The 15,850-nt window shown below is 70.5% G+C and carries 10 protein-coding genes; 5 read left to right on the forward strand and 5 right to left on the reverse strand.

All coding sequences use genetic code 11. The features are described from left to right. Positions 1-47: 47 nt before the first annotated feature. Complete coding sequence (locus tag BLO63_RS14565) at positions 48-4,901, forward strand: NAD-glutamate dehydrogenase (protein ID WP_091441834.1); 4,854 nt, start codon at positions 48-50, stop codon at positions 4,899-4,901. Between the two features lie 97 nt (positions 4,902-4,998). Here the strand turns inward: BLO63_RS14565 and acs are convergent, their stop codons facing one another. The 5 genes from acs to tsaD all read right to left on the reverse strand — a co-directional run bounded on the left by acs (position 4,999) and on the right by tsaD (position 10,543). Further along, complete coding sequence (gene acs, locus BLO63_RS14570) at positions 4,999-6,957, reverse strand: acetate--CoA ligase (RefSeq protein WP_091441837.1); 1,959 nt, start codon at positions 6,955-6,957, stop codon at positions 4,999-5,001. A gap of 141 nt (positions 6,958-7,098) precedes the next feature. Next, positions 7,099-7,761: a class I SAM-dependent methyltransferase gene (locus BLO63_RS14575; RefSeq protein WP_091441840.1), complete on the reverse strand. Its 663-nt coding sequence runs from the start codon at positions 7,759-7,761 to the stop codon at positions 7,099-7,101. Further along, entirely contained in the window at positions 7,758-8,177 is a 420-nt protein-coding gene (locus BLO63_RS14580) for an EVE domain-containing protein (protein ID WP_091441842.1), read from the reverse strand. The genes BLO63_RS14575 and BLO63_RS14580 overlap by 4 nt, the downstream gene beginning before the upstream one ends. A 198-nt stretch (positions 8,178-8,375) precedes the next feature. Next, complete coding sequence (locus BLO63_RS14585; RefSeq protein ID WP_091441844.1) at positions 8,376-9,365, reverse strand: NAD(P)H-dependent glycerol-3-phosphate dehydrogenase; 990 nt, start codon at positions 9,363-9,365, stop codon at positions 8,376-8,378. Further along, a complete protein-coding gene (gene tsaD, locus BLO63_RS14590) occupies positions 9,365-10,543 on the reverse strand; it encodes a tRNA (adenosine(37)-N6)-threonylcarbamoyltransferase complex transferase subunit TsaD (protein ID WP_091441847.1) in 1,179 nt (392 codons plus the stop codon). Before tsaD ends, BLO63_RS14585 begins: the two co-directional genes overlap by 1 nt. Positions 10,544-10,722: 179 nt before the next feature. Here tsaD and hemC point away from each other — a divergent pair, with 179 nt between their 5' ends. The 4 genes from hemC (at position 10,723) to BLO63_RS14610 (ending at position 15,467) form a co-directional block, all read left to right on the forward strand. Next, positions 10,723-11,652, forward strand: a complete 930-nt coding sequence (gene hemC, locus BLO63_RS14595; RefSeq protein ID WP_091441849.1) for a hydroxymethylbilane synthase — start codon at positions 10,723-10,725, stop codon at positions 11,650-11,652. Next, complete coding sequence (locus BLO63_RS14600; protein WP_244517883.1) at positions 11,649-12,365, forward strand: uroporphyrinogen-III synthase; 717 nt, start codon at positions 11,649-11,651, stop codon at positions 12,363-12,365. The genes hemC and BLO63_RS14600 overlap by 4 nt, the downstream gene beginning before the upstream one ends. A gap of 94 nt (positions 12,366-12,459) precedes the next feature. Next, positions 12,460-13,878: a COG4223 family protein gene (locus BLO63_RS14605; RefSeq protein ID WP_091441852.1), complete on the forward strand. Its 1,419-nt coding sequence runs from the start codon at positions 12,460-12,462 to the stop codon at positions 13,876-13,878. Then, positions 13,875-15,467: a heme biosynthesis protein HemY gene (locus BLO63_RS14610; protein ID WP_091441853.1), complete on the forward strand. Its 1,593-nt coding sequence runs from the start codon at positions 13,875-13,877 to the stop codon at positions 15,465-15,467. Before BLO63_RS14605 ends, BLO63_RS14610 begins: the two co-directional genes overlap by 4 nt. Positions 15,468-15,850 lie beyond the last annotated feature (383 nt).

Genomic DNA, 15,850 nt, shown 5'->3' on the forward strand with positions numbered 1-15,850 from the left:
TACGCGGGCGCCCATGCGGGGCCCGCCGCATCCGGCAGGGGGAAATGATGGGCGTCGAAGGGTTCCTGGCCAGCGAAGACGAGCGCGTCGCGCGCCAGCTCGTCGAGCAGGCGGACCTTATCCTGCAGGCGACCGACGGCGATGTGCCGGCCCGGTTCGCCCATGGCTTGTTCGGTCGGGCGGTGGCGGAGGATGTGCGTGTCTACACCCCGCATGAACTCGCCAGTCTGGCGCGCCTCGCCTATGGCCATCTGAAGGTCCGCCGGCGCGACAGTTCCGACATCCGCATCGAACAGCCCCAGGCCGCCGAGGGCGGCGACCGGCTCGCCCGGGTATCGGTGATCGAGATCGTCAATGACGACATGCCGTTCCTGCTCGATTCGATCATGGGGGCGCTCAATGCCCAGGGGCTGACGGCCAGTTTCGTGGTGCATCCCATCATGGGTGTGGACCGCGACGCGGCCGGGCAGGTGACGGGCCTCGTCCCCGGCGAGACGCCGGCCGGCGCCCGCATGCGGCGCGAGAGCCTGATCCAGATCCACGTTCCGCGCATCGAGGATGAGGGCCGGCGCGCCGCGCTGATCGAGGAACTCACCCTGGTGCTGAACCAGGTGCGCGTAGTGGTGGGCGCCTGGCAGCCGATGATGGCGCAGGTGCGCGCCGCCGTCACCAATCTCACCCTCGCCCCCGCCCTGGTGCCGCGCGAGGACCGCGAAGAGGCGATCGCTTTCCTCGAATGGCTGCTGGCCGGGCGCTTCACTTTTCTCGGCTGCCGCCATTACCAGGCCACCGGTACGCCCGCCGGCGCGAAGGCGACCGTGTTCGAGCGGCGCATGGAAGACGCGCTGGGACTGATGGCGGATGAAGCCTTCCGCCTGTTCCGCCCCACCGGCGATCCGCGCACCGTCAGCACCGATCTCGCCGAGGCGCTGGCCGACCCCAGCCCGCTGATCGTCACCAAGTCGCGCGCCGTCTCCAATGTGCACCGGCGGGCCTGGATCGATGTGGTGCTGGTCAAGCGCTACGATGCGCAGGGCCGCGTGGTCGGCGGGCTGTGCATCGCCGGGCTGTTTACCGCCACCGCCTATACGAGTTCGGTCCGCACCATCCCGATGTTGCGGCGCAAGGCGGCGACCGTGCTGGCGCGGGCCGGCTTCGCCCCCGAGAGCCATTCCGGCCGGGCGCTGGTGAAGGTGCTCGAAACCTATCCGCGCGACGACTTGTTCCAGATCGACACCACCGCGCTCTACCAGTTCTCGCTCGCCATCCTCCAGCTCGACGAGCACCCGCGCGTGCGGGTACTGGCGCTCAATGAGCGGTTCGACCGCTTCGTCTCGATCCTCGTCTTCGTGCCGCGCGAGCGCTACGACAGCGACGTGCGCGAGAAGATCGGCCATCTGCTGGCGGGAAGCTTCGGCGGACAGATCGTCGCCTTCCGCCCTATGTTCCTGGAAGGGCCGCTGATCCGCGTCCACTTCATCATCGAGCGCGGCCCCGGCGAGGTGCCGACGGTCAATCGCGCCACGCTGGAGGAGGCGATCGGCGCCATCATCCGCACCTGGGGCGACGGCTTTGCCGAGGCGCTGGCGGCGACGGTGCCGGCCAGCAAGGCGAGCGAGCTGATGGAGCGCTACGCCAAGGCGTTCCCGGCGGGCTATCAGGCGGGCTCGGCGCCGGCGGAGGCGATCGACGATCTGCGCCTGATCGAGGAACTGAGTGACGCGAGCCCGGTGGCGGCGGATTTCCGCGCCTCGGCGCTGCGCGAGCGCGGGCGGGTCTCGCTCAAGGTGTTCAGCTACAAGGTGCCGCGCCTGCTCTCCGAGCGGGTGCCGCTGCTCGAATCGATGGGCTTCGTCGTCATTGACGAGCGCACCTTCACCATCAAGCCCGCCGGCGGCGCCCCGGTCTATCTGCACGACATGCTGCTGTCGCGGCGCGGCGGCGGCGACATCCCGCTCGACAAGCTCGGGCCGCGGCTGCACGCGACGCTGATGGCGGTGCTGCGCGGCGGTGAGAGCGACGGCTTCAACGCGCTGGCGCTGAACGCCCTTCTCGGCTGGCGCGACATCGCGCTGCTGCGCGCGCTCGGGCGCTATCTCCGCCAGGTCGGCATTCCGTTCAGCCAGGACTATCTCTGGCAGACGCTGAACGCTCATCCCGCCCTCGCCCAGAAGCTTGTGGCGCTGTTCCATGCCCGCTTCGACCCGGAGGCCAATGACCGCCGGGCCGAGCGGCAGGAGGAATTGCGCGCCGCGATCGAGGCCGCGCTGGCCGATGTGCCGAGCCTCGACGAGGACCGCATCCTGCGCCGCTTCGCCAACCTCATCAGCGCGGCGGTGCGGACCAATTTCTTCCAGCGCGGGCCGCAGGGTGGCCACCGGCCGACCATCGCCATCAAGTTCTTGAGCGCCGAGGTCGAGGGGCTGCCGCAGCCGCGCCCGCTGTTCGAGATCTTCGTGCAGTCGCCCCGCGTCGAGGGCATCCATCTGCGCTTCGGCCGGGTGGCGCGCGGGGGGCTGCGCTGGTCCGACCGGCCGCAGGACTTCCGCACCGAGGTGCTGGGCCTCGTCAAGGCGCAGCAGGTGAAGAACGCCGTCATCGTGCCGGTGGGCGCCAAGGGCGGCTTCGTGCCGCAGCAGCTGCCCGCCGGCCCGCGCGAGGCCATCCAGGCCGAGGGCGTCGAGGCCTACAAGCTGTTCATTTCCAGCCTGCTCGACGTAAGCGACAATATCGAGGACGGCCGCACCGTCCATCCCGCGCACACGGTGCAGCACGACGAGGACGACCCCTATCTCGTGGTCGCCGCCGACAAGGGCACGGCGACCTTCTCCGACACCGCCAACGCGCTCTCGCTGCAGCGCGGCTTCTGGCTGGGCGATGCCTTCGCCTCCGGCGGCTCGGTCGGCTACGACCACAAGGCAATGGGCATCACCGCGCGCGGCGCCTGGGAGGCGGTGCGCCGGCATTTCCGCGAGATGGATGTCGATATCCGCCGCACGCCCTTCACCGTGGCCGGCGTCGGCGACATGTCGGGCGACGTGTTCGGCAATGGCATGATCCTGGAGAACACGATCCGCCTCGTCGCCGCCTTCGACCATCGCGACATCTTCCTCGATCCCAATCCGGATCCGGAAACCTCGTTCCGCGAGCGCCAGCGGCTGTTCGCGCTGCCGCGCTCCAGCTGGCAGGACTATGACAAGTCGCTGATCTCGCCCGGCGGCGGCGTGTTCCCGCGCACCGCCAAGAGCATTCCGCTGACCCTGGCGATGCGCGAGGTGCTCGGCTTCGACAAGAGCTCGGCTTCGCCCTCCGAAGTGATCAGCGCGATCCTGCGGGCGCCGGTGGACCTGTTGTGGTTCGGCGGCATCGGCACCTATGTCCGCGCCTCCAGCGAGACCGACGCGCAGGCGGGCGACCGCGCCAATGACGCCGTGCGGATCACCGGCAATCAGGTGCGTGCGCGGGTGATCGGCGAGGGCGCCAATCTCGGCGTCACCCAGCGCGGGCGCATCGAGGCGGCGCGCCGCGGCGTGCGGCTGAACACCGACGCCATCGACAATTCAGCTGGCGTCAACACCTCCGATATCGAGGTGAACATCAAGATCGCCATGGCCCCCGCCTTGCGCGAGGGGCGGCTCGACCCGCAGGCGCGGGCGCAGGTGCTGGCCGGCATGACCGGCGATGTCGCGGCGCTGGTGCTGGCCAACAATTATCTGCAGACGCTGGCGCTCTCGCTCGCCGAAATGCGTGGGCTGGACGATCTCGGCTTCCTGCAGCGGCTGATGCAGCGGCTGGAAGGGCGCGGGCTGCTCGACCGCGCGGTGGAATATCTGCCCTCCGACACCGAGCTGAATGAGCGGCGCGGCCGGGGCGAGGCGCTCACCCGGCCGGAAATGGCGGTGCTGCTGGCCTATGCCAAGCTTTCCGCCCAGGCCGACCTCCTCGAGACCGGCGTGCCGGATGATCCCTATCTCGCGCGCGAGCTGGCGGCCTATTTCCCCGCCGAGCTGCGCGAGCATTTCCCGGAAGGGATCGAGCACCACCGGCTGCGGCGCGACATCATCGCCACCCGCCTGTCGAACGCCATGATCAACCATGGTGGCCCGGCCTTCGTCGCCCGGCTGACCGACGAGACCGGGGCGGGGATCGACAGCATCGCCAAGGCCTTCGCCGTGGTGCGTGACGGTTTCGGGCTCGCCGCCCTCAACCGCGAGATCGACGCGCTGGACGGTCTGGTGGCGGGCGCGGTGCAGCTCGATCTCTATGGCGTCGTCCAGGACATGCTGCTCGACCGCTCGATCTGGTTCCTGCGCAATGTCGACCTCCGGCGCAATCTCGACGAGCTGGTCGGCCATTACGCCGCCGGCATCGCCCCGGTGGAAAAGGTGCTGGCCGGGCCGGTGCGCGAATTGCTGCCCGAGGAGGCGCGGGTGCTGCACGATGCCCGCATCAGCCAGTGGACGCAGGCCGGGGTGCCCGAGACGCTGGCGCGGCGCATCGCCCGCCTGCCGGCGGTGGAAAGTGCCACCGACATCGTGCTGATCGCCGACCGCACCCGGGCGCCGCTGGCGGATGCCGCCGTGACCTTCTTCGCAGTCGCGCTGCTGTTCCGGCTCGACCGCATCCTCGGCCCGGCGCGGACCCTGTCGGTGAGCGACTATTACGACCGGCTGGCGCTGGAGCGGGCGCTGGCGGCTTTCGAGAGCGCCGTGCGCCGGCTCACCGCCGAGGTGATCGAGGAGCATGGCGCCGGCGTCGCCGGGGTGTCGAGCTGGGCGCGGGCGCGTGGCGAGGTGGTGGAGCGGGCGCGCAACGGCGTGCACGAGATCGCCGGCTCCGGGCTCAGCGTGTCGAAGCTCTCCGTGGCGGCCAGCCTGATCGGCGATCTGGTGCGGGGGTAGGACCCACGCTTCTGGCGTGCCGCTCTCAAACGAAGACCGGCCGCGCATGGCGCGGCCGGCTCGCAATCATCTTGCGTAGTGCCAAACCCGCCTGAGGCTACACCGCCGCGTGCTTCTTGTTCTGGCGGTGGGAGATCAGGTCGTCCACCACATGCGGGTCGGCGAGGGTCGAGGTGTCGCCGAGATTGCCGAACTCGTCCTCGGCGATCTTGCGCAGAATGCGGCGCATGATCTTGCCGGAACGGGTCTTGGGCAGGCCGGGCGCGAACTGGATCAGGTCCGGCGAAGCGATCGGGCCGATCTCCTGCCGCACCCAGGACACCAGCTCCTTGCGCAGTTCCTCGGTCGGCTCGATGCCGGCCATCAGGGTTACATAGGCATAGATGCCCTGGCCCTTGATGTCGTGGGGATAGCCGACCACGGCGGCCTCCGACACCTTCGGATGGGCCACCAGCGCGCTTTCCACCTCGGCGGTGCCCATGCGGTGGCCGGAGACGTTGATCACGTCGTCGACGCGGCCGGTGATCCAGTAATAGCCATCGGCATCGCGGCGGCAGCCATCGCCGGTGAAGTACTTGCCGGGATAGGTGGAGAAGTAGGTCTGCATGAAGCGCTCATGGTCGCCATAGACCGTGCGCATCTGGCCGGGCCAGGAGTCGGCGATGACCAGATTGCCCTCGCAGGCGCCGCTGAGCGGGTTGCCTTCCGCGTCCACCACTTCCGGGATGATGCCGAAGAAGGGGCGGGTGGCCGAGCCGGGCTTGAGCTTGGTGGCGCCGGGCAGCGGGGTGATGAGGATGCCACCGGTCTCGGTCTGCCACCAGGTGTCGACGATGGGGCAGCGCTCCTCGCCGACCACCCGGTAATACCATTCCCAGGCTTCCGGGTTGATCGGCTCACCGACCGAACCGAGCAGGCGCAGCGAGGCGCGGCTGGTCTTGGTCACCGGCGCATCGCCGCCCTGCATCAGCGCGCGGATGGCGGTGGGGGCGGTGTAGAAGATGTTGACCTTGTGCTTGTCGATGACCTCCCAGAAGCGGGAATTGGTCGGGTAGTTCGGCACGCCCTCGAACATCAGCGTGGTGGCGCCGTTGGCGAGCGGGCCATAGACGATGTAGCTGTGGCCGGTGACCCAGCCGATATCGGCGGTGCACCAGTAGATGTCGCCGTCGTGATAGTCGAAGACATACTGGTGGGTCATCGAGGCATAGACGAGATAGCCGCCCGTCGTGTGCAGCACGCCCTTGGGCAGGCCGGTCGAACCCGAGGTGTAGAGGATGAACAGCGGGTGCTCGGCATTCACCGGCGTCGCCGGGCAATGGCTCGTCACCAGCTCGGCCGCCTCGTGGTACCAGACATCGCGGCCGGGCTTCATGTTGACCGTGCCGCCGGTGCGGCGCACCACCACGACGTGATCGACCTCAAACTCGGTGACCTTGGCGATGGCGGCGTCGACATTGGCCTTCAGCGGCACCTTGCGGCCGCCCCGCAGGCCCTCGTCGGCGGTGATGACGACGCGCGAATCGCAGTCGCGAATGCGGCTGGCCAGGCTGTCCGGGGAGAAGCCGCCGAACACCACGGAATGAATGGCGCCGAGCCGGGCGCAGGCGAGCATCGCATAGGCCGCCTCGGGGATCATCGGCATGTAGATGGTGACGCGGTCGCCCTTCTCGACATTGCGGTTGCGCAGCACATTGGCGAAGCGGCAGACCTCGTCATGCAGCTCCTGATAGGTGATGTGGCGGTGCTCGGACGGGTCGTCGCCTTCCCAGATGATGGCGACCTGGTCGGCGCGGGTCGGCAGGTGCCGGTCGATGCAGTTCCAGGCGACATTCGTCACGCCGTCCTCGAACCATTTGATCGAGACATGGCCGGGGTCGAACGTGGTGTTCTTGACCACCGTGTATGGCTCGAACCACTCGATCCGCTTGCCCTCATCGGCCCAGAAGGCCTGCGGGTCGCGCAGCGAGGCCTCGTACTTCGCCTGGTAGCCGCGATCGTCGAGGAAGGCGCGCTTGGCCCATTCCGCGGGCACGTCGTAGAACTTGTCGGACATGGCGTTTCTCCCCCTTAAGGCTGGCGCTGTGCGCCTCTTGCTTCGCCGGGATTATGGGGAGCCGGCCCCGGCTGGACAAGCCGACGCCGCGCGCGACTTTGGTCGGTAGGTAGTCAAGCGGAGGGCGAGGGCCGGCGTCGATTACCGGCGCGGCCGCCAGACGCTGGTGGCCTTGATTTCGGAATCCTCCAGCTCGCGCGACACCGGCACGGCATAGTCCGCCACCTTCTCCAGCCGGTCGCGCGGCAAATAGGAGCGGCCGGGATCGCCGATCCACACATCGGCGCCCCGCGCGGAGAGCGCTTGCAACCAGGCGAACACCCTTGCCGCGAGGTCGCGCTCATAGGCAATATCGCCGGCGAGCACCACGTCCCAGCTGCCCGCCGTGCCCACCACATCCGTGGTCAGCACCGTCACGGCATCGGCCTTGTTGAGGGCGGCGTTCAGCGCAATGGCGGCGTGGGCGAAGGGGTCGATGTCGGCGCAGGCGACATGCGCCGCGCCCGCCTTTGCCGCCGCGATGCCGACCAGGCCGGAGCCCGAGGCGAAATCCAGCACGCGCTTGCCGCGCACGGTCTCGGGATGGTCGAGAATATAGCGGGCGAGCGCCTGCCCGCCGGCCCAGGCGAAGGCCCAGAAGGGCGGCGGCAGGCCGATCTCGCCCAGTTCCTCCTCGGTGCGCTGCCAGATCGGCAGCGATTCGGTGGCGAGGTGGAGGGTGATCTCGGGAACCAGCGGCGGGGCGAGGCGCGCCGTCTCCGTACGGATGAAGCTGTCGGGATCGGCGATGCCGCGCGGCGTCACCGTGTGCCGCCTGCCATCTCCAGCACGATATCCCATTCGGCGTCGGTGACGGGCTGCACCGACAGGCGGGAGAATTTCATCAGCGCCATCTCGGCGAGGCGCGGCTCGGCCTTGACGGCGGCCAGCGAGACCGGGTTCTTCAGCGCCTCGACCGCCTTGATATCGACCATGACGAACTTGCCGGAAGCGTCGGACGGGTCGGGATAGGCCTCCTTGATCACCTCGACGATGCCGACAATCTCCTTGCCCTCGTTCGAGTGGTAGAAGAAGCCGCGATCGCCCAGCTTCATGGCAAGAAGCTGCTGCTTGGCGAGGTGGTTGCGCACCCCGTCCCAATGCGTGCCCTTCTCGGCGGCGGCGACCTGCTGGTCCCAGGACCATTTGAAGGGTTCGGACTTGTAGAGCCAGTGCGCCATTTCCACTCCTCGTGACCTCGCCGGGAGGTCCATTCACTTACCGTCTCACCGCGCCGCCGTCATCCTGAGGTGCCCGGCCAGCCGGGCCTCGAAGGATAGTGGTCTGAAGCGCTCAATGCCCATCCTTCGAGGCTCGCTTCGCTCGCGCCTCAGGATGACGGCGTGCCTGACTGGCTACCATCCCGCCGCGACATCGCCTCACGCTTCCGCTTTCTGGGGGCGGGCCAGCAGCGACCCGATCGCCTGTTCGATATCGCTGCGCCCGGCCAGCACCGCCTCGACGGCGCGGGCGATCGGCATGTCGACGCCGCGCGCCTGCGCCATCGCCACCAGCACGCTGGCGGTGAGTGCGCCTTCCGCCAGCTTGCCGGGCGGGTGCAGGCCCTCGTCCTGGCCGAGGCTGAGGCCGAGCGCGTAATTGCGCGACTGCGCGGTGGAGCAGGTGAGGATGAGATCGCCAAGGCCCGACAGGCCGGTCAGCGTCTCCGCCTTGGCACCATAGGCCTTGCCGAAGCGCATCAGTTCGGCGAAGCCGCGCGCGATCAGCGCCGCGCCGGCGCTGGCGCCCAGCTTCCGCCCGCCGACGATGCCGGCGGCGATGGCGAGCACGTTCTTGGCCGCGCCGCCAATCTCGACGCCGCGCACATCGGCGCTGTGGTAAAGGCGGAACGAGGACGAGCCGAGCGCGGCGGCCAGCGCCTCGGCAACGCCGAGATCGCGGCAGGCGAGGGTGACGGCGGTCGGCAGGCCGGCCGCGACATCGGCGGCGAAGCTGGGGCCGGACAGGATGGCGGGAACCGCCTGCGGGCAGGCCTCGCTCAGCACCTGCGTCATGAACAGCGATGTGCCGCGCTCGATGCCCTTGGCGCAGGTGACGACAGGGGTGCCGGCGGCCAGATGCGGGGCAAGTTCAGCGGCGACGGGGCGGCTCGCCTGCGCCGGCACCACGAGCAGAATCGCGTCCATGCCCGCGAGCACTGAAAGATCGGCGGTCGGGCGCACCGTGTCGGCGAGAACCACCCCCGGTAGATGCGCCGGGTTGCTGCGGGTCCGCGCCATCGCCGCGACGAGGTCGCGGTCGCGGCCCCAGAGCACGACCTCGCGCCCGGCGCGGGCGCTGGCATTGGCAAGGGCGGTGCCCCAGGCGCCGGCGCCGACCACACCGATGGAGGCATAGCGAGCGGACATCAGCCGCCGGTCCCGGCCGGGCCAAAGGAGGGGGCGGGAAGAACGGCAGCCGCCGCGCCGACCCCTGCCGCCGGTTCGCTCGCGGCTGCATCCTCGGCGGGAGGCACCGCGAGGCCGGCGACCGCGAGAGCGGCCGCTTCCACCTCGGCCAGCGGCCAGCGGGCGCGGGGGGAGACGTCGAGCCCGTCATAAAGGCCGCGCGCCAGCCGTTCCGCCCCGGCCCAGGCGATCATCGCGCCATTGTCGGTGCACAGTTCCGGCGGCGGCACGGCGAGGCGGGTGCCGCCATCGGCCGCCACCTTGTGCAGCGCCCGGCGCACCGCCTGGTTGGCGCCGACGCCGCCGGCCAGCACCAGCGCGGAAGGCTTCAGCCCCCGCTGGCGCATCACCCGCAGGGCGCAGCGCACCCGGTCGGAAAGGACGTCGACAATGGCCGCCTGGAAGGAGGCGCACAGGTCGTTCACGTCCTCCTCGCTCAGCGGGGCGATCTTCAGCGCCTCGATCCGTACCGCGGTCTTGAGGCCGGAGAGCGAGAAATCGGGCACCGGCTTGCCATGCAGCGGGCGCGGCAGGGCGAAGCGGGCGGGGTCGCCCTTCAGCGCCGCCCGTTCCACCGCCGGGCCGCCGGGATAGGGCAGGCCGAGCATCTTGGCGGTCTTGTCGAACGCCTCGCCGACGGCGTCGTCAATGGTGCCGCCGAGCTTGGTGTAGTCGCCGATGCCGGTGACGGCGACCAGCTGGGTATGGCCGCCCGACACCAGAAGCAGCAGGAAGGGGAAGGGCACCTTGTCGGTGAGGCGCGCGGTGAGCGCGTGGGCTTCCAGATGATTGACGGCGATCAGCGGCTTCTTCGCCGCCAGCGCCAGCGCCTTGGCGGTGGTGAGGCCGACAATGACGCCGCCGATCAGCCCCGGGCCGGCGGCGGCGGCGATGCCGTCGATTTCGTTGAGGCTGAGCCCGGCGGCGCGCAGGGCGCGGGCGATCAGATGGTCGAGCACCTCAACATGGGCACGGGCGGCGATCTCCGGCACCACGCCGCCATATTCGGCATGGTCCTCGGTCTGGGAATGGACGATGTTGGACAGGATCGTGCCGGTGCCATCGGCGCGCCGACGCACCACCGCGGCGGCGGTTTCATCGCAGGTGGTCTCGATCCCGAGCAGGAGCAGATCGCGCATTGACTTTACGGGGTTGGACAGTGAATTGAGCCGGCACCGAACCGCTTGTGGCCCGACCGTATCATCCGGCTTCGCAATGATACGGCCATATCGGCCCACAAAATATTGATATTGTGGCCAAAAACCCGACATCTGAAGCTCAGCTGCCGGATTTTACCCCACTAGCACCGCAGGACGGCATGACGCAATCGCTTCCCAAACTTCGGCTCGGCACGCGCGGCAGCCCGCTGGCGCTCTGGCAGGCACATGCGGTGCGCGACGCGCTGCTCAAGGCCCATCGCTGGCCGGACGAGGCCGTGGAGGTGCAGGTGATCCGCACCACCGGCGACGCCATCACCGATCGGGCGCTGTCGGAGGCGGGCGGCAAGGGGCTGTTCACCAAGGAGCTGGAGGAGGCGCTGCTCGACAGGCGCATCGACCTCGCGGTGCATTCGGCCAAGGACATGCCGACCCGTCTGCCGGACGGGCTGCATCTCGTCGGCTATCTCCCGCGGGCGGATGTGCGCGACGCTCTGATCCTGCGCGAGGGCGTGGCGCTGCGCGACCTCAAGCCGGGCGCGAAGGTGGGCACCGCCTCGCTGCGGCGCGAGGCGCAATTGCGCCGGCTGCGGCCGGATCTCGATGTCTCGCTGCTGCGCGGCAATGTGCACACTCGCCTCGCCAAGGTGGAAAACGGCGATTTCGACGGCACGCTGCTCGCTTATGCTGGCCTCAGCCGCCTCGGCCTCGCCGACAAGGTGAGCTCGGTGCTGGAGACGACGGACTTTCTCCCCGCCGTGGGGCAGGGGGCGGTGGCGATCGAGACCCGCTTCGGCGACATTGCGGTCGACGCGCTGGTGGTGCCGGTGGTGTGCCCGGCCACGGGGCTGGCGCTGCGGGTGGAGCGGGCCTATCTCGGCCAGCTCGACGGCTCCTGTCGCACGCCGATCGCCGGGCTGGCGCAGGTGGACGGCGAGGAGATCCGCTTTCGTGGCGCCGTGCTTTCGCCGGATGGGGCGCGCTATTACGAGATCGTGCGCTATGGTCCGCGCAACCGCGCGCTGGAACTCGGCATCGCCGCCGGGCAGGAGATGCGCGCCCTGGTGCCGCCCGAACTGCTGCCGCATTGAGCGGGCGCGACATGCAGGTGCTGGTGACACGGCCACAGCCGGACGCGCAGGCCACCGCCGCGCGGCTTGATGCCGCCGGGCATGGCGCGATCATTGATCCCATGCTCGCCGTCGAGGCGGTGGAGGCCCGCCTGCCGGCGGGAGCCTTCGATGCGGTGGCGCTGACCAGCGTCAATGGCGCCCGGCTGCTGGGTGGCCGCCCGGAGCTGCCGGCACTGGCGGGGCTGCCGCTTTATGCCGTCGGCCGGCGGACGGCGGCGGCGGCGCCGGGAGCGTTCGGCACGGTTCATGTCGCCGGGGGCGATGGCGCGGCGCTGGCCGAACTGCTGCGCGCCAGACTGCCGCGCGGCGCCCGGCTGCTCTATGTGGCCGGCGAAGAGCGGGCGGTCGACCTCGGCGCGGCACTGGCGGGAGACGGCATTTCCACCGAACTTTTTGTGATCTATCGCACCGTCCCGGCGCAGGCGCTGGCGCCGGCGACGATTGAGGCGGCGCGGGACGGGCGGATTGACGCGGCCTTCCATTTTTCGCCGCGCACCGCCGCCACCCTGGCGGCCCGCGCGCAGGAGGCCGGCGTGGCGACCTATTTCCGCCATGTCGAGCATCTGTGCTTTTCTGCCAATGTGGCGAAGCCGCTGGCGGCTGCCGGCTGGCCGACCCGTGTCGCCGCCGCGCCGACGGAAGAGGACCTGTTCGATCTGCTGAACGGGTAGGCCCTCGCAGTCTCCCGAGGTTGCGGCGCGGGGATAGGCGGTCTATCCCGGAACAAGAGCCGGCCCGGCGCTTTATCAAGGTAGAGGTAAGGACGTGGCGACAGACGATCCGAAAAAGGGTGCTGAGGACAAGGTTGAGGCCGGGGGCAAGCCCGCGCGCCGCAAGCCGCCGACGCTCGACCTTTCCGCCCGGGAAGTGACGCCCGTTTCCGACGAGGCGGCGACCGCTGAGGCTGTGGTGCCCGCGTCCAAGCCCGACGCCTCTCAGCCCGTCTCTTCAAAGCCCGACGTCTCGACGGCAGGCGACGCCCTGCCGGACGCGCCCAAGCCGGATACATCACCCGACATGCCCCCCGAGACGCTGAAGCCCGATGCCGCCGCCGCGACCGACGAGGTGCCGGTGATCGATGCCACTGGCGACTATGGGAGCGGCAAAGGCGAGGCGGCCGACGTGCCGCCGCCCGTTCATCCCGTCCCGCCGCCCGCCGAGCCTCGCCCGACGCGCCCGCTCGGCCTGTTCGGCACGCTTGTCGTCGCGCTGCTGTCCGGCCTGATCGGCGGCGGCTTCGCGCTAGGCGTGGTGTCGACCTTCTACGGCGCCGAGGAGAATGTGGACGCCATCACCGAGCTTGAGGCGCGGGCGCTGGACCTGCGCCAGCGGCTGGAACTGCTGGAGGCCCGCTCCGGCGAGGCGCCGGCGGCCGGCCTCAATGCTCCCGCCGAGCTGGCGACCCGGCTCGATGCGCTGGAAAGCGGGCTGAACGCACTCGGCTCCAAGGTTGATGCCCTGCCGGCCGCCCCTGCCACCGCGCCCGCCGCCTCGCCGGATGATGTCGCGGCGGTGAAGGGCCAGGTCGAGGCGCTGGAGCAGAAGGTGAGCGCGCTTCCCGCGCCGGCCCCGGCGGCCTCGCCCGAAGCTCTCAATGCCGCCACCGCCCGCCTCGACGCGTTGGAGACCAAGCTCGCGGCCGCCACTGCCGCGCAGCGCGCCAGCGGACAGGGCACGGCGCAGCTCGTCGTCCTGGGCACGCTGCGCGAGGCGGTCGTCTCCGGCCGCCCCTTCACCACCGAGCTGAAGGCGGCGCAGGCGCTGCTGGCCGAGGACGCGGTGCCGCTGGCGGCGCTTGAGGATTCCGCTGCCACCGGCTTTGCCTCCGGCCCGGCGCTTGCCGCGCAGCTGCGCGCCGCCACCGCGCCCGCCCCGGCGACCGATGCGGCCGGCGCGCCGGCGGATGAGGGGATTGTCGCCACCCTGCTGCAGGGCGCGCAGAAGCTCGTCACCATTCGACGTTCCGACGATGTCTCGGCCTCGCCCGACATCGCCAAGGCCGAGATGGCGCTGACGCAGGGTGATTTCGAGGCCGCGCGGGCGGCTCTCGCCGCGCTGCCCGAGGCCGAGCGCGCCGCCGCGCAGCCCGTGCTCGCCGCGCTGGATGCCCGGCAGGCGGCGCTCGCCACCCTTGCCGAGCTTCATCGGCGCGTGCTCGCCACTCTCGCGGGAGGAAGCCAGTGATCCGGCTCGTCGTCTATCTGCTCGTCCTCGCCCTTGTGGCCTTCGGCATCGCCTGGCTGGCGGACCGGCCCGGTGCGGTGGTGATCGACTGGCAGGGCTGGCAGGTCGAGACCAGCATTCTGGTCGCGGCCAGCGCCCTGCTGGCGCTGCTGGCGGCGGCGATCCTGCTGTGGACGCTGCTGCGGCTGATCGTGCGCTCGCCCGACACCATTGCCCATTCCTGGCGCAACCGGCGCCGCAATCGCGGCTGGGCGGCGGTCACGCGCGGCCTCGTCGCGGTGGGCTCGGGCGACGCGGTGGGCGCGCGCCGGGCGGCCAATGACGCCCAGCGCCTGCTCGGCGAGGAGCCGCTCAGCAAGCTGCTGGCGGCGCAGGCGGCGCAGCTTTCCGGTGATGCCGCCGGTGCCGAGGCGGTGTTCCGCTCGATGACCGAAACCGCCGGCACGCGCCTGCTCGGCCTGCGCGGCCTGCATGTGGAAGCGCGCCGGCGCGGCGACCAGGGCGCGGCGCTGCAGGCGGCGGAAGAAGCCGCCCGGCACGAGCCCGGCCTCGCCTGGGCCGCCGATGCGGTGATCGAGGCGCGCTGCCTGAATGGCGATTTCGCCGGGGCGCTGGCGATGCTGGAGCGCGAGGCGGCGCATGGGGCGCTCGACCGGGCGACCCATCGGCGCCGGCGCGCCGTGCTGCTGGCGGCGCAGGCGCAGGCTCTCGAACTCTCCGACCCCGCCACCGCCCGCGACAAGGCGCAGGAAGCCGCCCGCCTCGCCCCGACGCTGGTGCCGGCAGCCGACATTGCCGGGCGCCTGCTGGGCGCCGCCGGCGATGTACGCAAGGCGGCGAAGATCATCGAGGCCGCCTATGCGGCGACCCCGCATCCCGACCTTGCCGACGCCTATCTGCACCTACGGCCGGGCGATGCCTCACGCGAGCGGCTGAAGCGCGTGCGCACGCTCACCGCCCATCAGCCCGCCCATCCGGAAAGCGCCATGGCGCTGGCCCGTGCCGCGCTCGACGCGCAGGATTTCGACGTCGCCCGCACGGCGTTGGCGCCGCTGCTGGTGGCGCCGACCCAGCGCGCCTGCCTGTTGATGGCGGAGCTGGAAGCGGGCGAGCATGGCGATGTCGGCAAGGCCCGCGAATGGACCGCCCGCGCCGTGCGCGCCCAGCGCGACCCCGCCTGGGTGGCCGATGGCGTGGTGGCCGAGGCCTGGGGGCCGATCTCGCCGGTCAGCGGCCGGCTCGACGCCTATGAATGGAAGCTGCCGCCCGGCCTCGCGACGACGCCGATGCTGGAGAACGAGGCGGAGCGGGTGAAGCTGGCGATCGCCGCCGCCATCGAGAGCCGCCCGCCTGCGGCGGAGGGCCCGGTGGTCGATCTCAGCCCCGCAGGTGCCTCGCCAAGCCTGGCGCCGGCCGTTCCCGAGACGGAGGGCAAGGCGGAGCCGGAGAAGGCGAGCACGAAGGTCTCGCCGCAGCCGGCCGCCTTGGCGACGCCTGTGGTGGCGATGCCGCATCTGCCGGACGATCCCGGCCCCGGCGCGCCCTTCGCCGACGAGCCCGGCGCGGCGCCGCGCGGCCCCTATATGTGAGGCTAAGCGTCACGGGCGCCTGAGGCCAGGCGAGCCTGCTAGGCTCGCCTGTGTGGGCTGGCCCTGCGTGAAAAGCGCAAAAAAAAGCGCGCCATGCGGCGCGCTGATTTCCCCGTAGAGGTGCCCGGTCAGAAGCCGGCCGCTCGTCAAGCGGCCGGAGGGTACAGGTGCGGTCGGAGTACATCCGTCCTGACCGCCCACATCCGGCGAGGCACTGACGAGGTGCCAACATGCCGGAAGCCCTGTTCTGACTGGGTTGAAGCCTATATGGGGCGGCCTTCCGCCGATGCAAGGGGGCGGCGCCCGATACAGCGCCACGCCGTCCTCCCGGACGGCGGCAGGCCGATCCGGGATCGTTTACCCGACCTTCCGCGGCGCGATCC

Source organism: Ancylobacter rudongensis (genome assembly GCF_900100155.1).
In the GTDB taxonomy this organism is placed as follows: domain Bacteria; phylum Pseudomonadota; class Alphaproteobacteria; order Rhizobiales; family Xanthobacteraceae; genus Ancylobacter; species Ancylobacter rudongensis.

What these genes read in the sequence shown, in the direction of transcription:
- BLO63_RS14580 (WP_091441842.1), bottom strand. Translation starts at nt 8,177, where the DNA reads ATGGCGCACTGGCTCTACAAGTCCGAACCCTTCAAATGGTCCTGGGAC.
- BLO63_RS14585 (WP_091441844.1), bottom strand. Translation starts at nt 9,365, where the DNA reads ATGTCCGCTCGCTATGCCTCCATCGGTGTGGTCGGCGCCGGCGCCTGG.
- BLO63_RS14565 (WP_091441834.1), top strand. Translation starts at nt 48, where the DNA reads ATGGGCGTCGAAGGGTTCCTGGCCAGCGAAGACGAGCGCGTCGCGCGC.
- acs (WP_091441837.1), bottom strand. Translation starts at nt 6,957, where the DNA reads ATGTCCGACAAGTTCTACGACGTGCCCGCGGAATGGGCCAAGCGCGCC.
- tsaD (WP_091441847.1), bottom strand. Translation starts at nt 10,543, where the DNA reads ATGCGCGATCTGCTCCTGCTCGGGATCGAGACCACCTGCGATGAAACC.
- hemC (WP_091441849.1), top strand. Translation starts at nt 10,723, where the DNA reads ATGACGCAATCGCTTCCCAAACTTCGGCTCGGCACGCGCGGCAGCCCG.